Annotated in this window: 24 protein-coding genes; 12 read left to right on the forward strand and 12 right to left on the reverse strand. The window is 50.2% G+C overall.

All coding sequences use genetic code 11. The features are described 5' to 3' along the window. Nucleotides 1-6 precede the first annotated feature (6 nt). From ypfJ to dapA, 4 genes are all read right to left on the reverse strand, one after another. Nucleotides 7-870: a KPN_02809 family neutral zinc metallopeptidase gene (gene ypfJ / locus BEA93_RS11790; RefSeq protein WP_001267513.1), complete on the reverse strand. Its 864-nt coding sequence runs from the start codon at nucleotides 868-870 to the stop codon at nucleotides 7-9. A gap of 167 nt (nucleotides 871-1,037) precedes the next feature. Further along, entirely contained in the window at nucleotides 1,038-1,751 is a 714-nt protein-coding gene (gene purC / locus BEA93_RS11795) for a phosphoribosylaminoimidazolesuccinocarboxamide synthase (protein WP_001516861.1), read from the reverse strand. Nucleotides 1,752-1,963: 212 nt separating this feature from the next. Further along, a complete protein-coding gene (gene bamC / locus BEA93_RS11800; RefSeq protein ID WP_001516862.1) occupies nucleotides 1,964-2,998 on the reverse strand; it encodes an outer membrane protein assembly factor BamC in 1,035 nt (344 codons plus the stop codon). 16 nt (nucleotides 2,999-3,014) lie between these two features. Then, nucleotides 3,015-3,893: a 4-hydroxy-tetrahydrodipicolinate synthase gene (dapA, locus tag BEA93_RS11805; RefSeq protein ID WP_001516863.1), complete on the reverse strand. Its 879-nt coding sequence runs from the start codon at nucleotides 3,891-3,893 to the stop codon at nucleotides 3,015-3,017. 146 nt (nucleotides 3,894-4,039) lie between these two features. On the opposite strand from dapA, the gene BEA93_RS11810 reads away from it, so the two are divergent. Continuing rightward, nucleotides 4,040-4,612 (forward strand): glycine cleavage system transcriptional repressor, encoded by a 573-nt coding sequence (locus BEA93_RS11810; RefSeq protein WP_010378971.1) that lies wholly within the window; start codon nucleotides 4,040-4,042, stop codon nucleotides 4,610-4,612. After that, nucleotides 4,612-5,082, forward strand: a complete 471-nt coding sequence (gene bcp / locus BEA93_RS11815) for a thioredoxin-dependent thiol peroxidase (protein ID WP_001068673.1) — start codon at nucleotides 4,612-4,614, stop codon at nucleotides 5,080-5,082. The genes BEA93_RS11810 and bcp overlap by 1 nt, the downstream gene beginning before the upstream one ends. A gap of 65 nt (nucleotides 5,083-5,147) precedes the next feature. Here the strand turns inward: bcp and BEA93_RS11820 are convergent, their stop codons facing one another. Next, a complete protein-coding gene (locus BEA93_RS11820) occupies nucleotides 5,148-6,209 on the reverse strand; it encodes an AI-2E family transporter (protein WP_000892035.1) in 1,062 nt (353 codons plus the stop codon). Between the two features lie 212 nt (nucleotides 6,210-6,421). Here BEA93_RS11820 and bepA point away from each other — a divergent pair, with 212 nt between their 5' ends. Together bepA and arsC are read left to right on the forward strand one after the other, a co-directional pair. Beyond that, on the forward strand, nucleotides 6,422-7,885 hold the full coding sequence (gene bepA, locus BEA93_RS11830; RefSeq protein WP_000489687.1) for a beta-barrel assembly-enhancing protease: 1,464 nt from the start codon (nucleotides 6,422-6,424) through the stop codon (nucleotides 7,883-7,885). Between the two features lie 20 nt (nucleotides 7,886-7,905). Further along, nucleotides 7,906-8,265: an arsenate reductase (glutaredoxin) gene (arsC, locus tag BEA93_RS11835; protein ID WP_000166463.1), complete on the forward strand. Its 360-nt coding sequence runs from the start codon at nucleotides 7,906-7,908 to the stop codon at nucleotides 8,263-8,265. Between the two features lie 137 nt (nucleotides 8,266-8,402). Here arsC and BEA93_RS11840 read toward each other — a convergent pair whose 3' ends face one another. The 3 genes from BEA93_RS11840 to upp form a co-directional block, all read right to left on the reverse strand. Then, complete coding sequence (locus tag BEA93_RS11840) at nucleotides 8,403-9,104, reverse strand: DnaA inactivator Hda (protein WP_001307333.1); 702 nt, start codon at nucleotides 9,102-9,104, stop codon at nucleotides 8,403-8,405. Nucleotides 9,105-9,199: 95 nt separating this feature from the next. Continuing rightward, nucleotides 9,200-10,489 (reverse strand): uracil permease, encoded by a 1,290-nt coding sequence (uraA, locus tag BEA93_RS11845; RefSeq protein ID WP_016249065.1) that lies wholly within the window; start codon nucleotides 10,487-10,489, stop codon nucleotides 9,200-9,202. Between the two features lie 85 nt (nucleotides 10,490-10,574). Beyond that, a complete protein-coding gene (upp, locus tag BEA93_RS11850) occupies nucleotides 10,575-11,201 on the reverse strand; it encodes a uracil phosphoribosyltransferase (protein WP_001295473.1) in 627 nt (208 codons plus the stop codon). Between the two features lie 324 nt (nucleotides 11,202-11,525). On the opposite strand from upp, the gene purM reads away from it, so the two are divergent. From purM to ppx, 4 genes are all read left to right on the forward strand, one after another. Beyond that, the gene (gene purM, locus BEA93_RS11855; RefSeq protein ID WP_001516867.1) at nucleotides 11,526-12,563 is read left to right on the forward strand and encodes a phosphoribosylformylglycinamidine cyclo-ligase; all 1,038 of its coding nucleotides are present in this window, start codon (nucleotides 11,526-11,528) and stop codon (nucleotides 12,561-12,563) included. Then, nucleotides 12,563-13,201: a phosphoribosylglycinamide formyltransferase gene (purN, locus tag BEA93_RS11860; RefSeq protein ID WP_105224828.1), complete on the forward strand. Its 639-nt coding sequence runs from the start codon at nucleotides 12,563-12,565 to the stop codon at nucleotides 13,199-13,201. The genes purM and purN overlap by 1 nt, the downstream gene beginning before the upstream one ends. 171 nt (nucleotides 13,202-13,372) lie before the next feature. After that, on the forward strand, nucleotides 13,373-15,439 hold the full coding sequence (gene ppk1, locus BEA93_RS11865) for a polyphosphate kinase 1 (protein WP_001516868.1): 2,067 nt from the start codon (nucleotides 13,373-13,375) through the stop codon (nucleotides 15,437-15,439). Nucleotides 15,440-15,443: 4 nt separating this feature from the next. After that, the gene (gene ppx, locus BEA93_RS11870; RefSeq protein ID WP_001121375.1) at nucleotides 15,444-16,985 is read left to right on the forward strand and encodes an exopolyphosphatase; all 1,542 of its coding nucleotides are present in this window, start codon (nucleotides 15,444-15,446) and stop codon (nucleotides 16,983-16,985) included. A gap of 44 nt (nucleotides 16,986-17,029) precedes the next feature. On the opposite strand, the gene BEA93_RS11875 is transcribed toward ppx, so the two are convergent. Together BEA93_RS11875 and BEA93_RS25305 are read right to left on the reverse strand one after the other, a co-directional pair. Further along, nucleotides 17,030-19,273, reverse strand: a complete 2,244-nt coding sequence (locus BEA93_RS11875; RefSeq protein ID WP_016249067.1) for a bifunctional diguanylate cyclase/phosphodiesterase — start codon at nucleotides 19,271-19,273, stop codon at nucleotides 17,030-17,032. A gap of 180 nt (nucleotides 19,274-19,453) precedes the next feature. Further along, nucleotides 19,454-19,606, reverse strand: a complete 153-nt coding sequence (locus BEA93_RS25305; protein WP_000019728.1) for a hypothetical protein — start codon at nucleotides 19,604-19,606, stop codon at nucleotides 19,454-19,456. A 17-nt stretch (nucleotides 19,607-19,623) separates the two neighbouring features. Here BEA93_RS25305 and BEA93_RS11885 point away from each other — a divergent pair, with 17 nt between their 5' ends. The 3 genes from BEA93_RS11885 to BEA93_RS11895 all read left to right on the forward strand — a co-directional run bounded on the left by BEA93_RS11885 (nucleotide 19,624) and on the right by BEA93_RS11895 (nucleotide 21,202). Beyond that, nucleotides 19,624-19,815 (forward strand): YfgG family protein, encoded by a 192-nt coding sequence (locus tag BEA93_RS11885; protein ID WP_000076002.1) that lies wholly within the window; start codon nucleotides 19,624-19,626, stop codon nucleotides 19,813-19,815. A gap of 310 nt (nucleotides 19,816-20,125) precedes the next feature. Next, complete coding sequence (locus BEA93_RS11890) at nucleotides 20,126-20,644, forward strand: glycine zipper 2TM domain-containing protein (RefSeq protein WP_010378956.1); 519 nt, start codon at nucleotides 20,126-20,128, stop codon at nucleotides 20,642-20,644. 15 nt (nucleotides 20,645-20,659) lie between these two features. Then, the gene (locus BEA93_RS11895) at nucleotides 20,660-21,202 is read left to right on the forward strand and encodes a DUF5384 family protein (protein WP_000755156.1); all 543 of its coding nucleotides are present in this window, start codon (nucleotides 20,660-20,662) and stop codon (nucleotides 21,200-21,202) included. 150 nt (nucleotides 21,203-21,352) lie between these two features. Here the strand turns inward: BEA93_RS11895 and guaA are convergent, their stop codons facing one another. Both guaA and guaB read right to left on the reverse strand, forming a co-directional pair. Then, entirely contained in the window at nucleotides 21,353-22,930 is a 1,578-nt protein-coding gene (guaA, locus tag BEA93_RS11900) for a glutamine-hydrolyzing GMP synthase (protein ID WP_000138266.1), read from the reverse strand. Between the two features lie 68 nt (nucleotides 22,931-22,998). Beyond that, a complete protein-coding gene (gene guaB / locus BEA93_RS11905; RefSeq protein ID WP_001516870.1) occupies nucleotides 22,999-24,465 on the reverse strand; it encodes an IMP dehydrogenase in 1,467 nt (488 codons plus the stop codon). A gap of 161 nt (nucleotides 24,466-24,626) precedes the next feature. On the opposite strand from guaB, the gene xseA reads away from it, so the two are divergent. Next, nucleotides 24,627-26,003, forward strand: a complete 1,377-nt coding sequence (xseA, locus tag BEA93_RS11910) for an exodeoxyribonuclease VII large subunit (protein ID WP_105224814.1) — start codon at nucleotides 24,627-24,629, stop codon at nucleotides 26,001-26,003. Nucleotides 26,004-26,248: the final 245 nt, after the last annotated feature.

Raw genomic sequence — 26,248 nt, forward strand, 5'->3', positions numbered from 1 at the left:
CGAGAGTTAAATACTTTTACCGAAAGTATTGCATTGTGCCGGATCGCCACTATCGAAACCACGTTTAAACCAGCTATAGCGTTGTTGAGAAGTACCATGAGTAAAGCTGTCCGGCACCACCTGCCCCTGACTTTGCTGTTGTAAGCGGTCATCGCCAATAGCTTGCGCCGCATTCAGAGCCTCTTCCAGATCGCCAGTTTCCAGAACGCCTTGCTGCTGCATACTATGTCCCCAGACACCGGCAAAGCAGTCGGCTTGAAGTTCCATACGCACAGATAAGCGGTTCACTTCCGCCTGCGTCGCATTTTGTTGCAGTTGACGGACTTTCGGCTCGATACCTAACAGTTTCTGTACATGATGACCGACTTCATGGGCGATAACATACCCTTGGGCAAAATCGCCATCCGCGCCCAGCTTGTCTTTCATGTCATCATAGAAGGAGAGATCGATATAGACCGTGCCATCCGCCGGGCAATAGAACGGCCCCATAATGGACTGCCCGGCTCCGCAACCGGTGCGCGTCATCCCGCGATACATCACCAGCTTCGGTTGCTGATAAGTCTTCCCCATCTTCTCAAATTGCTGCCCCCAGGTATCTTCTGTGGTAGCCAGAATCACCGAGGTAAATTTTGCCGCTTCGTCTTCATTTGGGCTAATTGAACGCGTTGATTGCTGCTGAGAAACAGGTTGTCCAGTCATCAGCCCGGTTAAATCAACACCATAGTAGCCAGCGACCAGCACCACTACCAGTAAAATCAGCCCACCTTTACCGCTTGGCAGGCGAAAACCGGGACCGCCCATTGACGGACCACCAGAACTGTTTCGCCTGTCTTCAACATTGTCACTTTCACGACGCCCTTGCCAGCGCATAGATACCTCAACAATATATTCATTATAGTGATGATCGTAGGTGGTTCAGAGGAAGATTACCACAGGAAAACAGGAGGAAATGATGGAGGAATGAGCGTTCAATTCACGTCTTACAAAAGCGGTTGTCTTGCCGTGCCAACAGCACGGCAAGATGATGAGCGAAAAAATCAGTCCAGCTCTACACCCAGGCGGCGGGCGACGGCTTCATAGGCTTCGATCACGCCACCGAGGCTCTGGCGGAAACGGTCTTTGTCCATTTTCTCCAGCGTTTCTTTGTCCCACAGACGGCTGCCATCCGGGGAGAACTCATCGCCCAGTACCACTTCACCTTTGTACAGACCAAACTCCAGCTTGAAATCGACCAGAATCAGACCGGCATCGTCGAACAGTTTTTTCAGCACGTCGTTCGCTTTGTAGGTCAACTCTTTCATACGCGCCAGGTTCTCTTTGCTTACCCAGCCAAAGGTTTCGCAGTAAGATTCGTTAACCATCGGGTCGTGCATTGCATCGTTTTTCAGGAACAGATCGAACAGCGGCGGGTTAAGCTCAATACCTTCTTCGATTCCAAGACGTTTCACCAGAGAGCCAGCGGCGCGGTTACGTACGACACACTCAACCGGCACCATATCCAGCTTTTTCACCAGACATTCAGTATCAGAGAGCAGACGCTCCATTTGAGTCGGGATACCCGCTTCAGCCAGTTTGCTCATAATGAAGTAGTTGAACTTGTTGTTCACCATACCTTTGCGATCAAACTGCTCAATGCGCGCGCCATCACCTGCTGACGTATCATTGCGGAATTCGAGCACCAACAGATCCGGGTTTTCCGTGCTGTATACGGTTTTCGCTTTACCACGATACAACTCAGCTTGCTTTTGCATCTTTATCACTCCTGGGTGTGAATTAACGTTTTAAAATCTTTTGCTGTCTGGTGTGCCAGATGTTTTGTCGGATGCGGTGTGAACGCCTTATCCGACCTGTGTCCGACAAACAAATTTCGTGCGAATTAACGCTAAAATTGCGTTTTTCTGTCGACGCACACGTTTGCGTATCATATCAGAAAAAAGGGCCGGATGATTCCAGCCCTGTATTTTTACTTGCTAAACGCAGCCTGGAAGACAGATACCAGTGCGTCGTTTTGGCTTTGAGTCAGCGTATGACCTTTCGGATCGATGAACTGTAAGCTGCTGCGGTTATCTAAATCACCGACCTGCAGTTTATAGTCGCCGGATGCCAGGCCTGGATCGCGAGCGCCCAGTTCCTGCCAGTCGCTGTCAGACAGCGGCTTATAGGTCACGGCCATGCTGCCCTGCGAACGGGTGCTGTCGGTCACTTTCATGCCCACTTTTTCCAGCGCCGCTGGCAGACGTTGCCAAACCACGTTGAACGGCCCGCGAACAACCAGCATTGGTAAACCGGTGTCGTCAGCAGCACTTTGTACGTCCATGGTGGTGGAAGCACGATTTTGCGCTGCATTCGCCGCGTCAGTAACGGATTTATCCAGGCCAGCGGAAATGACGTTCATCATCTCCGCGCTGTAACGCTGCATGGAAGCCGCGTCTGCAACCGGTTTGCCCGCCTGCTCCAGGTTCAGCAGTTTCACCGTTACCGCCTGCTGATAACCCTGCGGTTTAACAGAGATTTGATAACGGCCGCGATACTGCTCGTCTTCGTCCAGACGGTTCCATTGCACCCAATCGGTGGTCAGCGTCTGACCGGCATCATCGCGTTGGGTTATGGTGTAGTTTTTCGCCTGCAGCACGCTAACCACCTGCGGCCACAGAGTATTGCCACGACCATTTTCTACCAGCAGTGAAGCGGTATCGCCCGTGAACTGGGTACGTGCGCCAGATACCAGCGCCAGCGGCTGGGCTGGTGGACGAATATCCAGTGCCTTACCGACAGCACCGCTACCGTTGGTCACCGGGATTGCATAATCACCGGAGGTCACCGGCAAAATCATGCCTGCCGGGGCATGAAGCTCCGCAAGCGGTGCTGCTTCCAGGTAGGCTTCATCACCACTTACCTGACGCTTATAGCGTGAGTCAGAACTACAGGCAGCGAGTAATAAAACAAGCGAAACACCCGCAACCTTCGCCAGGCGCGACTTTTGAACAGAGTAAGCCATCAAATCTCCCTAAACTTTACAGCAAACCGGCATGCTTAAGCGCCGCTCTGACCGTCTCACGACCATTGTCGGTGATTGGCGTCATTGGCAGGCGCAGCGTATCGGTCGCCACAAGACCCAGTTCCTTACATGCCCATTTCACCGGGATTGGATTGGGTTCGACAAATAGTTTGTTGTGTAATGGCATCAGACGCTGATTAATAAGGCGTGCCTCGGCAAAATACCCTTCTGCCGCCAGTTTGCACATCTGAGCCATATCACGCGCAGCAACGTTAGCCGTAACGGAAATAACGCCATGACCACCTAATTGCATGAAGTCCAGCGCGCTCGCATCATCACCGCTCAGCAGAACAAAATCGTCTGAAACCAGCTCTTTGATCTGGTTAACACGTGTTAAGTTCCCTGTTGCCTCTTTGATTCCGATAATATTTTTTACTTTCGCCAGGCGGCCGACCGTTTCTGGTAGCAGATCGCAGCCAGTGCGGGACGGCACATTATACAGAATTTGCGGCAGGTCAGTATGTTCAGCGATGGCTTTGAAATGCTGATACAGACCTTCCTGCGATGGGCGGTTGTAATAAGGGGTTACCGTCAGGCAGCCAACGATGCCAGTGTCATTGAAACGCTGTGTCAGGTTAATGGCTTCCGCAGTAGCATTAGCGCCGGTTCCGGCAATCACCGGAATACGCCCGTCAGCCAGTTCCAGCGTCATCATCACCACATCAACATGTTCGTCATGATTCAGGGTAGCGGACTCGCCAGTGGTGCCAACAGAAACAATCGCCGAAGTACCGCTGGCGACATGATAATCAATCAGTTTTTTTAAGCTAGCCCGACAGACATTACCTTTTTCATCCATCGGAGTAACAATCGCGACAATACTTCCCGTGAACATGGGCCATCCTCTGTGCAAACAAGTGTCTCAATGGTACGTTTGGTATGGCATTAAAAGCAAGCAGACAGAACCGTTCTGATTGTTGTATGCATGTTTTTTTTATGCTTTCCTTAAGAGCTACTCTCCCCCTTGAAGGAATAACCGGTTTGACACTGTCATCGCAACATTATCTGGTGATTACTGCTCTGGGTGCCGATCGCCCCGGAATTGTGAACACTATCACCCGTCATGTCAGTAGTTGCGGCTGTAATATTGAAGACAGTCGCCTGGCGATGCTGGGAGAAGAGTTCACTTTTATCATGCTGCTTTCCGGTTCATGGAACGCAATCACCTTGATCGAATCAACGTTACCGTTGAAAGGTGCCGAGCTGGATCTGTTAATCGTGATGAAGCGAACGACGGCTCGTCCGCGTCCGCCGATGCCAGCATCTGTCTGGGTTCAGGTCGATGTAGCAGACTCACCACATTTAATTGAACGCTTTACCGCACTTTTTGACGCGCACCATATGAACATTGCGGAGCTGGTGTCTCGCACGCAACCTGCTGAAAATGAACGCGCTGCACAACTACATATTCAGATCACAGCCCACAGCCCGGCGTCTGCGGATTCAGCAAATATTGAACAAGCCTTCAAAGCACTATGTACAGAACTCAATGCGCAAGGCAGTATTAGCGTCGTCAATTATTCCCAACATGATGAACAGGATGGAGTTAAGTAATGAATCCACTGAAAGCCGGTGACATCGCACCGAAATTTAGCTTGCCGGATCAAGACGGAGAGCAAGTTAATTTGGCCGACTTCCAGGGACAGCGTGTTCTGGTTTATTTCTACCCGAAAGCCATGACCCCCGGCTGTACCGTACAGGCCTGCGGCTTACGCGATAACATGGATGAGTTGAAAAAAGCCGGTGTTGATGTGCTGGGTATCAGCACTGATAAACCCGAAAAACTCTTCCGTTTCGCGGAAAAAGAGCTGCTCAACTTTACGCTTCTGTCTGATGAGGATCACCAGGTGTGCGAGCAATTCGGCGTCTGGGGAGAGAAGTCCTTCATGGGCAAAACCTACGATGGTATTCACCGCATCAGCTTCCTGATCGACGCTGACGGCAAAATCGAACATGTATTTGACGATTTCAAAACCAGCAATCACCACGACGTAGTGATTAACTGGCTGAAAGAACACGCCTGATTACTTTGCTCCATTCCGTGCTGGCTGCGCTTGCGGCCAGCACATCTCACATTCCGGAATGAAGGTTAATCTTGTGCGATTTGGCCATCGGGCCAGGCATGAATCACCGCTTTAATTAGTGTCGCCAGAGGAATGGCGAAGAATACGCCCCAGAATCCCCACAGCCCACCGAAGATCACCACCGATAAAATAATCACCAGCGGATGCAGGTTGACCGCCTCGGAGAACAACACGGGAACTAACAGGTTACCGTCCAGCGCCTGGATAATCAGATACACCGCGAAGCAACTCCAGAATTCAGTGCCTGCTCCAAACTGGAATAGCGCCACCCCCACTACGGGAATAGTCACCACAAAAGCACCGATGTACGGGATAAGCACCGAGAAGCCGACCAGTACCGCCAACAGTAGTGAATAGTTCAGCCCGAAGAGTAAAAAACCCAGCCAGGTGGCTATCCCCACCACGATCATCTCCAGCACTTTACCGCGAATGTAGTTGGTGATTTGCTGGTTCATTTCCTTCCAGACCTGACCTGCCAGCCCACGGTTACGTGGTAGCACCCGACGAACGGCATTCAGCATTTGCTCTTTGTCTTTTAGCAGGAAGAAGACCATCAGCGGCACCAGCACCAGATAGACGGCAATGGTCAGCAATCCCACCAGCGAGGCGAGAGAGATTTTCACCACCGAATCGCCCATTGTGAGCATCCGACTGCGCATGTTGTCGGCCATCGCATCAATGATGCCCGCATCCATCAACGCCGGATAACGTCGCGGCAACGTGGCGGCAAAATCGGAAAGTTTATTGAGCATCCCCGGCATATCGCGGATTAAGTAAATACCCTGCTGCCAGGCAATAGGCAGTACCACGAATGCCATCAGTAGCAGGATGCCAACAAACAGAACCAGCACAATCGACGTCGCCCAACGGCGGGAACAGCCAATAGATTGTAGGCGGACGGTCGGCCATTCCAGCAAATAGGCCAGCACAATAGCCACCAGCAACGGCGCGAGTAGGCCACTAAAGAAAAAGATAATGCCAAAACCGGCAACTAAAATAACCAGCAAGGCAATCGCTTCCGGGTCGCTAAAACGGCGGCGATACCATTGCATCAACATTTCGAGCATAAAGACCTTCCCTGAACCTCAAGAGCGGGATTGCGATCCGCAATTGTATCGAAATGTCACAAAAAAGACTTCGCTTTTTATGACGGATTAAGGAAACTGAAAAGCCATTTGAGTGGGCTAATCTTCGTCGTTACACTCAAAGGCAGTGCGGTGGGAACGATATTTCACAGTATCGGTCAAATGACTATCTCCAGAAATACAGGACAGAGGTTATGTTCAGGCAGTTGAAAAAAAACCTGGTTGCTACCCTCATTGCTGCCATGACCATCGGTCAGGTAGCCCCGGCGTTTGCCGACAGCACAGACACCTTGCCGGATATGGGAACCTCCGCGGGAAGCACGCTTTCCATTGGTCAGGAAATGCAGATGGGCGACTATTACGTTCGCCAGCTACGCGGTAGCGCACCATTAATTAATGACCCACTGTTAACACAATATATTAATTCGTTGGGGATGCGCCTGGTTTCACATGCCAACTCAGTGAAGACGCCGTTCCATTTCTTTCTGATCAATAACGACGAAATTAACGCCTTTGCTTTCTTTGGCGGCAACGTGGTGCTGCACTCTGCCCTGTTCCGTTATTCCGATAACGAAAGCCAGTTGGCTTCGGTTATGGCGCACGAAATCTCCCACGTCACCCAACGTCACCTGGCGCGAGCGATGGAAGATCAGCAGCGTAGCGCACCACTGACCTGGGTTGGCGCGCTAGGTTCTATTTTACTGGCGATGGCCAGCCCGCAGGCGGGGATGGCGGCGCTGACCGGTACGCTGGCGGGAACACGCCAGGGGATGATCAGTTTCACTCAGCAAAACGAACAGGAAGCAGACCGTATTGGTATCCAGGTGCTGCAACGCTCGGGGTTCGATCCGCAGGCGATGCCGACTTTCCTCGAAAAATTGCTCGATCAGGCGCGCTACTCTTCGCGTCCGCCAGAAATTTTGCTGACGCACCCGTTACCGGAAAGCCGTCTGGCAGATGCCCGTAACCGTGCTAATCAGATGCGCCCGATGGTGGTGCAATCGTCAGAAGATTTCTATCTGGCGAAAGCTCGCACACTGGGGATGTACAATTCCGGGCGTAACCAGCTCACCAGCGATTTACTGGATGAATGGGCGAAAGGTAACGTTCGCCAGCAGCGCGCGGCGCAGTATGGTCGTGCTTTGCAGGCGATGGAAGCCAATAAATACGACGAGGCGCGGAAAACGCTTCAGCCATTACTGACGGCAGAACCAACGAATGCATGGTTTCTCGATCTGGCAACCGATATCGACCTTGGGCAAAACAAAGCCAATGACGCGATCAATCGGCTGAAAAATGCTCGAGATTTACGCACCAATCCGGTGTTGCAGCTCAACCTGGCGAATGCTTATTTGCAAGGTGGTCAACCACAGGAAGCGGCCAATATTCTGAATCGCTACACCTTTAATAATAAAGATGACATTAATGGCTGGGATTTACTGGCACAGGCGGAGGCCGCGCTAAATAACCGCGATCAGGAACTGGCTGCGCGAGCAGAAGGTTATGCGCTCGCCGGGCGACTCGATCAGGCCATTTCCTTATTGAGTAGCGCCAGTTCGCAGGTGAAATTAGGCAGTCTGCAACAGGCCCGCTATGATGCGCGTATCGACCAGTTGCGCCAGTTGCAGGAACGCTTTAAGCCTTATACCAAGATGTAATTCGCATTAAAGGAAGAACAATGACCAAACAGGTAAAAATCTACCATAACCCGCGCTGTTCAAAGAGCCGTGAAACGCTGAACTTGCTGAAAGAAAACGGCGTAGAGCCTGAAGTAGTGCTCTACCTTGAAACCCCCGCTGATGCGGCAACGCTGCGTGATTTGCTGAACATGCTGGGGATGAACAGCGCCCGTGAATTAATGCGCCAGAAAGAGGATCTTTATAAAGAGCTGAATCTGGCTGACAGTTCGCTTAGCGAAGAGGCGCTGATTCAGGCGATGGTGGAGAATCCGAAGCTGATGGAACGCCCGATTGTGGTCGCGAATGGCAAAGCGCGCATTGGTCGTCCGCCGGAGCAGGTGCTGGAAATCGTGGGTTAAGATGTACCCCTTCGGTAGCTAAGGCATATTGCCGGATGCGACGCTTGACGAGTCTTATCCGGCCTACAAATACAATGAACTTGATTCGAGTAGGTCGGATAAGGCGCTCGCGCCGCATCCGACAATAAACGTCCCGTTTACAGCTTCAAAATCTCTTTCACAAACGGAATGGTCAACTTACGTTGCGCGGTAATAGACGCGCGATCCAACTGATCCAACGTCATAAATAGCGTGCGCATCTCTCTGTCGAGTCGCTTCAGCAAGAAACGTCCCACATCTTCCGGCAGTTCAAAACCACGCAAACGAGCACGTAACTGTAGCGCCTGCAACTTATCTTCATCAGAAAGCGGCTGCAATTTGTAGATCTGCCCCCAGTCGAGACGAGACGCGAGATCAGGTAATCCCAGATTCAACTGGCGCGGAGGGCGATCGCCGGTGATCAACAACCGCGTTTTGCCCGACTCCAGAATCCGATTGTAGAGATCGAAAATCGCCATCTCCCACAACTCATCGCCAGCAATACACTCAATATTGTCGATGCAGACCAGCGACAAATGCTCCATACCGTCGAGCACTTCCGGGACAAACCAGGTGCGTTTATCCAGCGGGACATAACCCACCGCATCGCCACGCTGCGACAATTCCGCGCAAGCCGCGTGCAGCAGATGGCTGCGCCCCGCGCCTTCGCGTGCCCAGAGATAAATGTAACCGCTATGTTCCTGACGCAGCACATTTTGCAGCGCGGCCAGTAGAGAGGAGTTATCCCCCGGCCAGAAACTTGCAAAGGTTTCGTCGTCAGGAAGATAAAGTGGCAAAGAGAGCTGTGCCGGTGTGTTCAGAGATACCTCAACCAGGGATTCCACAAAATCGCGAGAAGTTTACCACAGAATTCCATTATGTTTGAACCGGGCAGCAACACTGCCCGGTCTGTACATTATTTATCTGTTATATCCGCGTCTTCTGCGTCCAGCACCACTTCTTCAGGGCGCAGCACGCTAATCAGTTTGAAGATCAGGCTTAAGCCGATACCGACGATAGTCGCCAGCGCCATGCCTTTCAGCTCCGCCGCGCCGATGTTTACCTTCGCGCCACTGACGCCGATGATCAAAATAACAGAAGTCAGGATCAGGTTCTGAGCTTTGTTGTAATCCACTTTCGATTCAATCAGCACACGAATACCAGAAGCACCAATCACGCCGTAAAGCAGCAGTGAAACGCCGCCCATCACCGGCAGAGGGATCATCTGGATAGCGGCAGCCAGTTTACCAACGCAGGAAAGCAGGATGGCGAAAATCGCCGCGCCGCCGATTACCCATGTACTGTATACGCGGGTGATCGCCATAACACCGATGTTTTCCCCGTAGGTGGTGTTTGGTGTGGAACCAAAGAAACCGGAGATCACGGTCGACAGACCGTTAGCGAACATCGAACGATGCAGGCCCGGATCGCGCAGCAGATCTTTCTTCACAATGTTAGCCGTTACGACCAGATGCCCCACGTGTTCGGCAATCACCACCAGCGCCGCTGGCAGAATAGTCAGAATAGCAAACCACTCGAAGCGCGGTGTATAAAGGGTTGGCAGTGCAAACCAGTGAGCGTTAATAATCGGCGTGGTATCGACGATCCCCATCGCAAAGGAGAGCGCATAACCCACCAGCACGCCAATCAAAATCGGGATAATCGCCAGGAAACCACGGAACAGCACGGAACCTAAAACCGTGACTGCCAGGGTGGTAATAGAAATGATGACGGTTTTGGAATCAGGTGTTTGCCCTTCAGCCGGGAGTAAGCCAGCCATACCGGCAGCTACGCCTGCCAGCTCCAGACCGATGACGGCAACGATCGCGCCCATTGCTGCGGGCGGAAACAGGACGTCCAGCCAGCCGGTTCCCGCTTTCTTCACAATAAAAGAAACCAGGCAGAACAGCACGCCGCACATAATAAAGCCGCCCAACGCGACTTCATAACCCAACGGCAACAACAATAATACCGGTGAAATAAAGGCAAAGCTGGAACCGAGATAAGCCGGGATTTTGCCTTTACAAATGAAGAGATACAGTAGCGTTCCGATACCGTTAAATAGCAGTACGGTCGCCGGATTAATATGAAATAAGACGGGCACCAGGACGGTTGCACCAAACATGGCGAACAAATGTTGCAAACTAAGCGGGATTGTCTGTAAAAGTGGCGGTCTTTCACTCACCCCGATAGCACGGCGCGTCATAGTATATTCCTCTGTATTATGTGTTATAGGCGCTTTACTCAAAAAAAAGCCGACTCTTAAAGTCGGCTTTAATTATTTTTATTCTTTATTTTGTACCAAAGATTTTATCACCGGCATCGCCAAGACCCGGAATAATGTATCCGTGCTCGTTCAGTCCCTGGTCAATCGATGCGGTATAAAGCTCAACGTCCGGGTGCGCTTTTTCCAGCGCAGCGATGCCTTCTGGAGCTGCCACCAGCACCAACACTTTAATGCTGCTGCAACCTGCTTTTTTCAGTAGGTCAATGGTGGCGATAACTGAACCACCGGTTGCCAGCATTGGGTCAACGATCAGCGCCATACGCTCATCGATGTTAGACACCAGTTTCTGGAAGTACGGCACCGGCTCCAGTGTTTCTTCATTACGGTACATACCGACTACGCTGATACGCGCACTCGGAACGTTTTCCAGAACGCCGTCCATCATCCCCAGACCGGCACGCAGAATCGGCACTACGGTAATTTTTTTACCTTTAATTTGGTCGATTTCCACCGGGCCGTTCCAGCCTTCGATGGTTACTTTTTCAGTTTCGAGGTCAGCGGTCGCTTCGTAAGTCAGCAGGCTACCCACTTCGGAAGCGAGTTCGCGAAAGCGCTTGGTGCTGATATCTTGCTCACGCATCAGTCCCAGCTTGTGTTTGACGAGTGGGTGTTTGACTTCCACGATCTTCATACTCTTTCTCCTTTGAGGGGCAGCCACAAAAAAAATCGACGGATTATACCGCCTTTCTTCAAGGCGGCAATATTATTTTCGTTGATTTTAGTCAAACCCATAGAAAATTTAGATAAATACATTTAACATTCAAATAGTTAAAAAAGATAATTATCCTGGCAATAAATCATTCGTTGCCTCTGCTCGCGCATTTTTTCACCTCTCGCTCAGCAAAAAGGGGGTAAAAAAGGTTGTGTAAAGCAGTCTCGCAAACGTTTGCTTTCCCTGTTAGAATTGCGCCGAATTTTATTTTTCTACCGCAAGTAACGCGTGGGGACCCAAGCAGTGACCGATAAAACCTCTCTTAGCTACAAAGATGCCGGTGTTGATATTGACGCGGGTAATGCTCTGGTTGGAAGAATCAAAGGCGTAGTGAAGAAAACGCGTCGCCCGGAAGTGATGGGCGGTCTGGGCGGCTTCGGTGCGTTGTGTGCGCTGCCGCAAAAATATCGCGAACCCGTGTTGGTTTCCGGCACTGACGGCGTAGGCACCAAGCTGCGTCTGGCGATGGACTTAAAACGTCACGACACTATCGGTATCGATCTGGTCGCCATGTGCGTTAACGACCTGGTGGTGCAAGGCGCTGAACCGCTGTTTTTCCTCGACTATTACGCAACCGGAAAACTGGATGTTGATACTGCCTCATCGGTGATCAGCGGCATCGCGGAAGGGTGTCTGCAATCGGGCTGCTCGCTAGTGGGTGGCGAAACGGCAGAGATGCCGGGGATGTATCACGGCGAAGATTATGACGTAGCTGGTTTCTGTGTTGGGGTGGTAGAAAAATCAGAAATCATCGACGGTTCGAAAGTCAGCGACGGCGATGTGCTGATTGCTCTCGGCTCCAGCGGCCCGCACTCGAACGGCTATTCGCTGGTACGCAAAATTCTTGAAGTCAGTGGCTGCGATCCGCAAACCACTGAACTCGACGGCAAACCATTAGCCGATCATCTGCTGGCCCCAACCCGTATTTATGTGAAATCGGTACTGGAGTTGATCGAAAAAGTGGATGTGCACGCCATTGCGCATCTGACCGGTGGCGGCTTTTGGGAAAATATTCCGCGCGTATTGCCGGAAAATACCCAGGCAGTGATTGATGAATCCTCCTGGCAATGGCCGGAAGTATTCAACTGGCTGCAAACGGCAGGCAATGTCAGCCGCCATGAAATGTATCGCACCTTCAACTGCGGCGTCGGGATGATTATCGCCCTGCCGGCTCCGGAAGTGGACAAAGCTCTCGCCCTGCTCAATGACAACGGTGAAAACGCGTGGAAAATCGGTATCATCAAAGCCTCTGATTCCGAACAACGCGTGGTTATCGAATAATGAATATTGTGGTGCTTATTTCCGGCAACGGAAGTAATTTGCAGGCAATTATTGACGCCTGCAAAACCAACAAAATTAAAGGCACCCTACGGGCAGTTTTCAGCAATAAGGCCGACGCGTTCGGCCTTGAACGCGCCCGCAAAGCCGGTATTGCAACACATACGCTCATCTCCAGCGCGTTTGACAGTCGTGAAGCCTATGACCGGGAGTTGATTCACGAAATCGACATGTACGCACCCGACGTGGTCGTGCTGGCCGGTTTTATGCGCATTCTCAGCCCGACGTTTGTTTCTCACTACACCGGGCGTTTGTTGAACATCCACCCTTCCCTACTACCAAAATATCCCGGTTTGCATACCCATCGCCAGGCGCTGGAAAATGGTGATGAGGAACACGGCACATCGGTGCATTTCGTCACCGATGAACTGGACGGCGGACCGGTTGTTTTACAGGCAAAAGTCCCGGTATTTGCAGGTGATACGGAAGATGAAATCATCGCCCGCGTGCAAACCCAGGAACACGCTATTTACCCACTGGTAATTAGCTGGTTTGCCGATGGGCGTCTGAAGATGCACGAAAACGCCGCGTGGCTGGATGGTCAACGCCTGCCGCCGCAGGGTTACGCCGCCGACGAGTAATGCCCCCGTAGTTAAAGCGTCAGCTCTACCGTTGGCGCTTTTCAATTCCCTTGTAAATCGCAAGCTCCAGCAGTTTTTTTCCCCCTTTTCTGGCATAGTTGGACATCTGCCAATATTGCTCGCCATAATATCCAGGCAGTGTCCCGTGAATAAAACGGAGTAAAAGTGGTAATGGGTCAGGAAAAGCTATACATCGAAAAAGAGCTCAGTTGGTTATCGTTCAATGAACGCGTGCTTCAGGAAGCGGCGGACAAATCTAACCCGCTGATTGAAAGGATGCGTTTCCTTGGGATCTATTCCAATAACCTTGATGAGTTCTATAAAGTCCGCTTCGCTGAACTGAAGCGACGCATCATTATTAGCGAAGAACAAGGTTCTAACTCTCATTCCCGCCATTTACTGGGCAAAATTCAGTCCCGCGTGCTGAAAGCCGATCAGGAATTCGACGGTCTCTACAACGAACTGCTGCTGGAGATGGCGCGTAACCAGATCTTCCTGATTAATGAACGCCAGCTCTCCGTCAATCAACAAAACTGGCTGCGTCATTACTTTAAGCAGTATCTGCGTCAGCACATTACGCCGATTTTAATCAATGCTGACACTGATTTAGTGCAGTTCCTGAAAGATGATTACACCTATCTGGCGGTGGAAATTATCCGTGGCGATACCATCCGTTACGCGCTGCTGGAGATCCCATCAGATAAAGTGCCGCGCTTTGTGAATTTACCGCCGGAAGCACCGCGTCGACGCAAGCCAATGATTCTGTTGGATAACATTCTGCGTTACTGCCTTGATGATATTTTCAAAGGCTTCTTTGATTACGACGCGCTGAATGCCTATTCGATGAAGATGACCCGCGATGCCGAATACGATTTAGTGCACGAGATGGAAGCCAGCCTGATGGAGTTGATGTCTTCCAGCCTGAAGCAGCGCTTAACCGCAGAACCGGTACGTTTTGTTTATCAACGCGATATGCCCAGTGCGCTGGTTGAAGTGTTGCGTGAGAAACTGACCATCTCCCGCTACGACTCCATCGTACCCGGCGGCCGTTATCACAATTTTAAAGACTTTATTAATTTCCCCAATGTCGGCAAAGCCAATCTGGTGAACAAACCACTGCCGCGTTTACGCCATATATGGTTTGATAAAGCCCAGTTCCGCAACGGTTTTGACGCCATTCGCGAACACGATGTGCTGCTCTATTATCCTTATCACACTTTTGAGCACGTGCTGGAACTGCTACGCCAGGCCTCGTTCGACCCAAGCGTACTGGCGATTAAAATTAACATTTACCGCGTGGCGAAAGATTCGCGCATCATCGACTCGATGATCCACGCCGCGCACAACGGTAAGAAAGTCACCGTGGTGGTTGAGTTACAGGCACGTTTCGACGAAGAAGCTAACATTCATTGGGCGAAGCGGCTTACCGAAGCGGGAGTACATGTGATCTTCTCTGCCCCGGGGCTGAAGATTCATGCCAAATTATTCCTGATTTCGCGTAAAGAAAACGGCGAAGTTGTGCGTTATGCGCATATCGGAACCGGGAACTTTAACGAAAAAACGGCGCGCCTTTATACCGACTACTCGCTACTGACTGCCGATGCGCGTATCACCAACGAAGTACGGCGAGTGTTCAATTTTATTGAAAATCCATACCGTCCCGTGACATTCGATTATTTAATGGTGTCACCGCAAAACTCTCGTCGCCTGCTGTATGAAATGGTAGACCGCGAGATCGCCAATGCTCAACAAGGGCTACCCAGCGGTATTACCCTGAAATTGAATAACCTGGTCGATAAAGGTCTGGTTGATCGTCTGTATGCGGCCTCCAGCTCCGGCGTGCCGGTGAATCTGCTGGTGCGCGGGATGTGTTCACTGATCCCTAATCTGGAAGGCATTAGCGATAACATCCGTGCTATCAGCATTGTCGATCGTTACCTGGAACATGACCGGGTTTATATTTTTGAAAATGGCGGCGATAAAAAGGTTTACCTGTCCTCCGCCGACTGGATGACACGCAATATTGATTATCGTATTGAAGTGGCAACGCCACTGCTCGACCCACGGCTGAAGCAGCGGGTACTGGACATCATCGAAATTCTGTTCAGCGATACAGTCAAAGCGCGTTATATCGATAAAGAACTCAGTAATCGCTACGTTCCCCGCGGTAACCGCCGCAAAGTACGGGCGCAGTTGGCGATTTACGACTACATCAAATCACTCGAACAATCTGAATAACCCTATGCCAATACACGACAAATCCCCTCGTCCACAGGAGTTTGCTGCGGTCGACCTTGGTTCAAACAGTTTCCACATGGTCATTGCCCGTGTGGTGGATGGCGCAATGCAGATTATTGGTCGCCTGAAACAGCGTGTGCATCTGGCGGACGGTCTGGGGCCAGATAATATGTTGAGTGAAGAAGCAATGACGCGCGGCTTAAACTGCCTGTCGCTGTTTGCCGAACGCCTGCAAGGATTTTCTCCTTCCAGCGTCTGTATTGTTGGGACCCATACGCTACGTCAGGCGCTGAATGCCACTGACTTTCTGAAGCGAGCAGAAAAGGTTATCCCCTACCCGATTGAAATTATCTCCGGTAATGAAGAAGCACGTCTGATTTTTATGGGCGTGGAGCATACCCAACCGGAAAAAGGCCGCAAGCTGGTTATTGATATTGGCGGCGGCTCAACGGAACTGGTGATTGGCGAAAATTTTGAACCCATTCTCGTGGAAAGCCGCCGAATGGGTTGCGTCAGCTTTGCCCAGCTTTATTTCCAGGGTGGCGTCATCAATAAAGAGAATTTTCAGCGCGCACGCATGGCAGCGGCGCAAAAACTGGAAACCTTAACCTGGCAATTCCGGATTCAGGGCTGGAACGTGGCAATGGGCGCTTCCGGCACCATTAAAGCCGCCCATGAAGTGTTGATGGAAATGGGCGAGAAAGACGGGATTATTACCCCGGAACGTCTCGAAAAACTGGTGAAAGAAGTTTTACGCCATCGTAATTTTGCATCGCTTAGTTTACCGGGCCTTTCCGAAGAACGGAAAACCGTATTTGTCCCTGGACTGGCAATTTTATGCGGTGTGTTTGATGCCTTAGCTATCCGTGAACTGCGGCTTTCTGACGGTGCGCTACGCGAAGGCGTACTTTATGAAATGGAAGGCCGTTTTCGCCATCAGGATGTACGTAGTCGTACCGCCAGCAGCCTCGCCAACCAGTATCACATTGACAGTGAACAGGCACGGCGGGTGCTGGAAACCACCATGCAGATGTACGAACAGTGGCGGGAACAACAACCGAAGCTGGCGCATCCGCAACTGGAAGCCTTGCTACGCTGGGCCGCCATGCTGCATGAGGTCGGGTTAAATATCAACCATAGCGGATTGCATCGCCATTCGGCCTATATCCTGCAAAACAGCGACTTACCGGGTTTTAATCAGGAACAACAATTGATGATGGCGACGCTGGTACGCTATCACCGTAAAGCGATTAAGCTCGACGATCTGCCGCGCTTTACGCTGTTTAAGAAGAAGCAGTTTCTGCCCTTAATCCAGCTATTGCGCCTTGGCGTATTGCTAAACAACCAACGTCAGGCAACCACTACCCCACCGACATTAACGCTGATTACCGATGACAGCCACTGGACTCTGCGTTTTCCGCATGACTGGTTTAGCCAGAACGCGCTGGTTCTGCTTGATCTGGAAAAAGAGCAAGAATACTGGGAAGGCGTGGCTGGCTGGCGGTTAAAAATTGAAGAAGAAAGCACGCCTGAAATCGCGGCTTAAGATGAAATGAAAACGGGCCAACATGTTATGTCGGCCCCAATAAATTACGCGCTTTCCCGGACAGGTTCTCTTTCATCCAGCATATCCACTAACAGTTGCGGTTCACCAATCAAAAAGCCTTGCAGGTAATCAATACCCAAAGAATGAACCGCCTGGCGAATCTCTTCATTTTCAACATATTCCGCAACCACTTGCATTTTCTTCATTCGCGCCAGATGACAAATTGACGCCACTATCTGGTAATCCAGACTATTCGAGACAATATTGCGTATGAAGCTGCCATCAATTTTTAATAAATTGGCATTCACATTTTTTAGCCGCGCATAACTGGCATAGCCGGTGCCAAAATCATCAATTGCAATTTGGCATCCTAACTCCTGAAGATGCTGCAACGTATTCTGTGCCTGTTTAACATTGGTCAGGATATTACTTTCTGTTACCTCAAAAATAAGCTGCCACGCTTCTATTTGATATTTAGCTAAAAAATGACTGACGTTCAAAGGAAAATGCGCCTGACAAACGGAAGTTGGCGACAGGTTAATAGCAAATCGGCGGGCAGGCATTTTTTCTCTATTTTCCGCCATAAATTGCAGTGTATGTTCGATGACCCACATGTCGATGCTGGACGATAAGCCAAATTCATGCGCAACCGGTAAGAAATTGTCAGGATTGATGAGTTCATCGTTCTCTCCTTTCATGCGCAGCAGAATTTCATGATAGACATCACCACGCACCCCAGTAATCGGCTGGGCCATCAGGCAAAACTGGTTATGCTCAAGCGCCTGCTGTAGCCGATTCATCATCGCCACTTTGTCTTTTAATTCCCGTTGTAAATACATTGCCCCACGACGTTGCATATTTTCCGGGGTATTGGTCACGATGGAAAGTTCGGCAACCGTATTTAACTCCCCGAGCAGCAGGTATATATGATTAACCGGTGAGCGGACATAGCAATAACTAACGCCAATCTGAGGTTGTAACGGCATTCCATCCCAAAAGAAACGAAACTGCTTCAGATGGTTATCCAGCGCGGTAATGCGCTCCTGGTGTGATTCTGTATTCAATCGTAACGCAAGGTCGTTGCCGGAAAGCTGATAAACAGATTCGCCCGGCTCCAGCAATGATGTCAGCCAGTGTGAAATTTTTTGTTTATATTGAATGCGTAGCATGATGCCATAGTTCTTTACCAGCATTTCCATGCCTGGGATGCGTAAATAACATAGCACGGACCAGGGTGCATCGCGCAGCGCGCGGTTCAGGGCGCGAATATTTGGCAGATGAACAACCGGGTCCACATAGGCAAGCCGTTGAATGCGTCTGACCACCGCTCGCTGACGGGTTGCCAGTACAGCCATATAATTGACAATAAAAGAAAAAACTAAATAACTGGAGGAAGTTATGGTCAGTTGCGTGGTATATCCTGGATAAAGGGGAATGTAATTCTGATAGCAGTGAATACTGATCATCAGCACTACCGCCCAGAGCAGCGATATAAACTTATAGCCGTAGCGCATTGCTCCCCACATCATCAGCGGCAACAATAACGATAACGTATAGTTGGTGCTAAAAATTGTGCTTTTTTCATTTAACGGCATACATAACAGCAACAGCAACGTACCTAAAGCCAGTAACCAGATCGCAAATTCTTTTTTGGTCACTTTTCTGTCAACCTGCTGTTTTAACTGCGAATAATAGCTACGTAAATAAAGTGGATTTCGCACCACCCGAATGATGAAATAGCACAGCGGGACACCGATAAGATTACCGACCAGCAGGGCCTGATAATTGATTAAGGTTCCAAGGTTAAAAGGCATGACGCCTACCAGATTTTCTTTGCTCGCCAGTAATCCTACAAACGCCGCAAACTGGAAAAGCACCAGGAACAACGTTGCAGGAAAAAAAATCTGCCAAAAAATTCGCTGGGAAATTAAGCGGGTATCGCCATGTGAAACGTTGTTACGCCGGGGAGTAAAGACCCTGTAACCGCCCCAACAAATAATAATAATGATAATAAAATTAGCCGTTAACGAAAGCGTTTCGTAAAGGCCAAGCTCCGCATACTTACGAACAAAAATGCCTAATGCTATACCCGGTAATGCTGCCCAGCCAAAAAACATCATCATGCTGATCATCAGAGCCAGGGGCAGATAAAAGAGAAATACTTCACCAGAGGAAATATGCGCGAAAGTATTTATTTGTGCGAAAACAGGTAAAATTAAAGAAGGCAGGATCAGCGGAAGCCCCCACCATTTATCACGTATTTTTATATAAGTTGCATTCAGTTTCATAGATGCTCAGCAGAATCCCCCACATCCTGAAGGGGTGTATTCAGACAGGCATCCCACCTGACTTCGAAAGATGATTACTCATCGCTATAGAGGACATTGATTCTAAGTGTCATATGAAAGTTCCAATTGATATATATCAAACAAAATAACCCTGATTAATGAATTATTACGTTTATTATGTTAATTCATCATTATTACATCAGCACTGTAAATAATTAAATTAATTTCCATAACATTAAAATATGTATCCACTGACGCTTTTTTACATAACGAAGAATTGACCATTTTTTCCTGATGTGCCTTAATGTAAGTACCGTCTCCTGAGTGGGACATACTTCAAGGAACCTTTTGTGAGTCAGGCAACCAGTATGCGAAAACGACACCGATTTAACAGTCGTATGACCCGTATCGTACTACTCATTAGCTTTATCTTCTTCTTTGGCCGCTTTATCTACTCGTCCGTCAGTGCCTGGCAGCATCATCAGAGCAAAAAAGAAGCTCAACAATCCACACTCTCTATCGAATCATCGGTACAACGTTAGCGGTTACCTTCGTCATCCTTCCTGAACAAGACGGCTCAATGTTGTCAGATGCTGTTGCTCTTTGTTGTTATCAAAGCGGCAAGCATTCTTTCACCTTAAATCTCGCCTCTTTGCCCTGACTGACGATCATCTTGCCTAAGGACGGAATAAACATTAAATTAATATATATATTTCAATTATATTTTTTATTAATTTATTACCCTGGTGAATTTTAATAAATTAAATCTATTCCTTTATCCGCAATACATTTACTTTCTTCTTTTGATGATCTTAAATGTCTTATTTTTCGTAATGTGTACAACAAGGAATAGTGATGAAATTTAAAAAATGTTTTCTGCCTGTGGCAATTTTAGCGTCATTCACCCTGGCAGGATGCCAGTCAAATGCTGACGACCATGCCGCCGATGTCTATCAAACCGATCAACTGAATACAAAGCAAGAAACTAAAACCGTTAATATTATCTCCATTCTTCCCGCAAAAGTTGCCGTAGATAACTCACAAAATAAACGGAATGCGCAAGCCTTTGGCGCACTTATTGGCGCTGTCGCAGGCGGCGTTATCGGCCATAACGTTGGATCTGGTAGTAACTCCGGAACAACGGCTGGTGCAGTTGGTGGCGGAGCTGTAGGCGCGGCAGCGGGTACTATGGTGAATGATAAAACCTTAGTGGAAGGTGTCTCTTTAACTTATAAGGAAGGCACCAAAGTGTACACCTCCACTCAGGTGGGTAAAGAATGCCAGTTCACAACGGGTTTAGCCGTTGTTATTACCACCACTTATAACGAAACGCGTATTCAGCCAAATACAAAATGTCCTGAAAAGAGCTAACTATCAGGAGGACTCATGAAGAAAGTTTTTCTTTGCGCCGCCATATTAGCTGCTGTTAGTAGCCCGGCTTTCGCCTCTTCATTACAGGATCAACTCTCTGCGGTCGCAGAAGCTGAACAGCAAGGCAAAAATGAAGAACAAAGGCAGCATGACGAATGGGTTGCGGAGCGCAACAGGGAAATCCAGCAAGAGAAGCAACGGCGCGCAAACGCTCAGGCCGCAGCGAATAAAAGAGCGGCAGCAGCAGCAGCGGATAAAAAAGCTCGCCAGGATAAACGGGACGCCGAATTCACTGCGGATAAAAAGCGCGATCAAAGTTATGAAGATGAGCTGCGCAACTTAGAGATTCAGAAGCAAAAACTGGCGCTGGCAAAAGAAGAAGCGCGCGTTAAGCGTGAGAACGAATTTATCGATCAGGAACTGAAACACAAAGCAGCGCAAACCGATGTTGTACAATCTGAAGCTGACGCTAACAGGAATATGACTGAAGGTGGTCGTGATTTGATGAAAAGCGTGGGTAAAGCAGAAGAGAATAAATCAGACAGTTGGTTTAATTAATCGTCTTTCCACTACCAGGCCTGTAATTCGTGAGGATTATGGGCTTTTTAATTGCATAAAAAACCCTCCAGTGGATGAACAGAGGGTTTTGTTACCAAAATATGCTGAAGCCTCGTACGAATAGAAAACCTCAGCATTTAGTGTTCGGGTTTATTCCCACTCAATAGTAGCTGGCGGCTTACCGCTGATGTCATACACCACGCGGGAAATACCATTCACTTCATTGATAATACGGTTGGAAACGCGCCCTAAGAAATCATATGGCAGGTGCGCCCAGTGTGCGGTCATAAAGTCGATGGTTTCGACAGCACGCAGAGAGACAACCCAGTCATATTTACGACCATCGCCCATTACGCCTACGGAGCGTACTGGCAGGAAGACAGTGAATGCCTGGCTGACTTTGTCGTACAGATCAGCTTTACGCAGTTCTTCAATGAAGATGGCATCCGCACGGCGCAGCAGGTCGCAGTACTCTTTCTTCACTTCACCCAGCACGCGAACGCCAAGGCCAGGCCCCGGGAACGGGTGGCGGTACAGCATGTCGTACGGCAGACCCAGCTCCAGACCAATCTTACGCACTTCGTCTTTGAACAGCTCTTTCAGCGGTTCAACCAGGCCCATCTTCATCTCTTTCGGCAGGCCGCCTACGTTGTGGTGAGATTTGATAACGTGCGCTTTACCCGTCGCAGAAGCGGCGGATTCAATAACGTCAGGGTAGATAGTCCCCTGCGCCAGCCACTTTACATCTTCCAGTTTCAGCGCTTCTTCATCGAATACTTCAACGAAGACGCGACCGATGATTTTACGTTTAGCTTCCGGATCGTTTTCACCCGCCAGCGCAGCCAGGAAACGCTCTTCTGCCGGAACGTGAATGATGTTCAGGCCGAAGCGATCACCAAACATATCCATTACCTGTTCAGCTTCATTCAGACGCAGCAGGCCGTTGTCGACGAATACGCAGGTCAGGTTTTTACCGATAGCACGGTGCAGAAGCATCGCAGTAACAGAAGAGTCCACGCCACCAGAGAGGCCAAGGATCACTTTATCATCGCCCACCTGCTCGCGAATGCGGGCTACGGCGTCATCGATAATTTTTGCTGGTGTCCACAGTGCTTCACACTGGCAAATATCGCGCACAAAACGCTCCAGCATACGCATCCCCTGACGGGTGTGAGTCACTTCCGGGTGGAACTGTACGCCATAGAAACGTTTTTCTTCGTTAGCCATTATGGCAAACGGGCAACTTTCGGTGCTGGCTACGGTAACGAAACCCTCAGGAATTGCAGTTACCTTATCGCCGTGGCTCATCCACACGTCAAGCAGCGGTTTGCCGTCCGCACTTAACGCATCTTCGATGCCACGAATGAGCGCGCTATCAGTTTGTACTTCAACCTGTGCATAACCAAACTCACGCTCGTTAGAGGCTTCAACATGGCCACCTAACTGCATCGCCATGGTCTGCATACCATAGCAAACGCCGAATACCGGTACGCCTGCTTCAAAGACATACTGCGGCGCTCGCGGGCTGTTTTCTTCGGTGGTGCTTTCCGGGCCGCCGGAAAGAATAATGCCGCTTGGGTTGAAGTCACGAATTTGTGCTTCTGTCACATCCCATGCCCACAGTTCACAGTAAACGCCCAGCTCACGCACGCGGCGCGCAACCAGTTGGGTGTACTGTGAACCGAAGTCCAGAATGAGGATGCGATGCTTATGAATGTTTTCCGTCATTGACGCTTATTCCGAGGCAAGTGAAACAGGTAATATAAATCGCCCGACATGAAGTCGGGCGAAGAGAATCAGGAGCCCATACGGTAGTTCGGGGACTCTTTGGTGATGGTCACGTCATGAACGTGGCTTTCCTGAATGCCAGCACCGCTGATACGTACAAACTCCGCTTTAGTACGCAGCTCGTCGATAGTACCACAGCCGGTCAGGCCCATACAGGAGCGCAGACCGCCCATCTGCTGGTGGATGATCTCTTTCAGGCGACCTTTGTAAGCCACACGGCCTTCGATGCCTTCTGGCACCAGTTTGTCAGCGGCGTTGTCGCTCTGGAAGTAACGGTCAGAAGAACCTTTGGACATCGCGCCCAGAGAGCCCATACCACGGTAAGATTTATAAGAACGGCCCTGGTAGAGTTCGATTTCACCCGGAGATTCTTCCGTACCTGCCAGCATGGAGCCTACCATCACCGCGCTTGCGCCAGCAGCGATAGCTTTAGCGATATCGCCGGAGAAGCGAATACCACCGTCAGCGATAACTGGAATACCGGTGCCTTCCAGGGCTTCTACTGCGTCAGCAACGGCGGTGATCTGCGGAACACCTACGCCAGTGACGATACGGGTGGTACAAATAGAACCAGGGCCGATACCAACTTTAACCGCGCTACAACCGGCTTCCGCCAGCGCACGAGCGCCTGCAGCAGTGGCGACGTTACCGCCGATGATTTGCAGATCCGGGTATTTGGCTCGGGTTTCGCGAATACGTTGCAGAACACCTTCAGAGTGACCGTGAGAGGAGTCGATCAGCAGAACGTCAACACCAGCGGCCACCAGCGCATCAACACGCTCTTCGTTACCTGCGCCAGCACCAACCGCCGCACCAACACGCAGACGGCCTTGCTCGTCTTTACAGGCGTTCGGTTTACGCTCCGCTTTCTGGAAATCTTTCACGGTGATCATGCCAATCAGGTGGAATTCATCATCAACCACCAGCGCTTTCTCAACGCGTTTTTCGTGCATTTTGGTCAGCACAACTTCACGGGCTTCGCCTTCACGCACGGTCACCAGACGCTCTTTCGGCGTCATGTAAACGCTAACCGGCTGATTCAGGTCGGTCACAAAACGCACGTCACGACCGGTGATGATACCAACCAGTTCGTTTTCTTCGGTTACTACCGGGTAGCCAGCAAAACCGTTACGCTCGGTCAGTTCTTTCACCTCGCGCAGAGTCGTGGTTGGCAGAACAGTCTGCGGGTCAGTCACCACGCCAGACTCGTGTTTTTTCACGCGGCGAACTTCTTCCGCCTGGCGTTCAATGGACATGTTTTTGTGGATAAAGCCAATACCGCCTTCCTGAGCCAGGGCAATAGCCAGGCGCGCTTCCGTTACGGTATCCATTGCTGCGGAAAGCATAGGGATGTTCAGACGAATAGTTTTCGTCAGTTGAGTGCTGAGGTCAGCGGTATTCGGCAGGACGGTAGAATGAGCAGGAACGAGGAGAACGTCGTCAAACGTCAGAGCTTCTTTAGCGATACGTAGCATGGGCAATATCTCGACCAGAGTGGTTAATAAATATTGCCGCGGCATTATACAGAGCGTAACCGATTGCATCTACCCCTTTTTGCAAAAAATGCTTGCTATCCCCTGCTGGCGGGTTACTATCGACTGAATAACTTGCTGATTTAGAATTTGATCTCGCTCACATGTTACCTTCTCAATCCCCTGCAATTTTTACCGTTAGTCGCCTGAATCAAACGGTTCGTCTGCTGCTTGAGCATGAGATGGGACAGGTATGGATCAGCGGTGAAATATCTAACTTCACGCAACCGGCTTCCGGTCACTGGTATTTTACGCTCAAAGACGATACCGCCCAGGTGCGCTGCGCAATGTTCCGTAACAGCAACCGCCGGGTAGCCTTTCGCCCACAGCACGGGCAACAGGTGCTGGTTCGCGCCAATATTACGCTGTATGAGCCGCGTGGTGACTATCAGATAATCGTTGAAAGTATGCAGCCCGCCGGTGAAGGCTTGTTGCAACAGAAGTATGAACAGCTAAAAGCGAAATTGCAGGCTGAAGGTTTGTTCGATCAACAGTTTAAGAAGCCACTCCCCTCCCCCGCGCACTGTGTAGGTGTCATCACCTCAAAAACCGGTGCCGCGTTGCACGATATTTTGCATGTGCTTAAACGCCGCGATCCGTCTCTACCCGTGATCATCTATCCTACCTCCGTACAGGGTGATGATGCGCCTGGGCAAATTGTTCGCGCCATTGAACTGGCGAATAAGCGCAACGAGTGCGACGTATTGATTGTCGGGCGCGGCGGCGGGTCGCTAGAAGATTTATGGAGTTTTAATGACGAACGCGTAGCGCGGGCGATTTTTGCCAGTCACATTCCGGTTGTCAGCGCCGTTGGACATGAAACTGATGTGACCATTGCCGATTTTGTTGCCGATTTACGAGCACCCACACCATCGGCTGCCGCCGAAGTGGTGAGCCGTAATCAGCAAGAATTACTCCGTCAGGTGCAATCTGCCCGTCAGCGACTGGAGATGGCGATGGATTATTATCTCGCCAATCGCACCCGGCGTTTTACACAGATTCATCATCGATTACAGCAGCAGCACCCACAGCTACGGCTGGCGCGTCAGCAAACCACTCTCGAACGTCTACAAAAGCGGATGAGCTTTGCACTGGAAAATCAGCTAAAACGTGTCGGACAGCAACAGCAGCGATTAACACAGCGACTAACCCAGCAAAATCCGCAGTCACGTATTCATCGCGCGCAAACGCGGATTCAGCAACTGGAATATCGTCTGGCGGAAGTGTTACACGCACAACTTAGCGTAACACGTGAACGTTTTGGTAATGCAGTAACACACCTGGAAGCCGTGAGCCCGCTGTCAACACTGGCGCGTGGATATAGCGTAACCAGCGCCGCCGATGGCACAGTGCTGAAACAGGTTAAGCAGGTCAAAGCGGGCGATACGTTGACCACGCGGTTAGGTGATGGCGTGGTGGTCAGCGAAGTCAGTTCAGTTATGAAAACCCGCAAACCACGTAAAAAAGCGGCTAATCCGTAGGCCGGATAAGATGCGCCAGTATCGCATCCGGCAATATCACCATGCCAACACCAGATATAATCCGGGCATCACTGAATGTACCCTGGCGTATTACTCATACTTCCACACTGTTTTGCTATATCACATTTGCCTGAATCAACTCAGTGTCCCAACGCCCAGGTTTCGTTGGCGACATTTGGTGCCACCACAACAACTGCACCAGAAGGTAATTCTGTTTTCAACAGAGGTCGATGTGTTTTTCAAAC

Origin of the sequence: Escherichia sp. MOD1-EC5950, assembly GCF_002965345.1 — a bacterium.
Taxonomy (GTDB): domain Bacteria; phylum Pseudomonadota; class Gammaproteobacteria; order Enterobacterales; family Enterobacteriaceae; genus Escherichia; species Escherichia marmotae.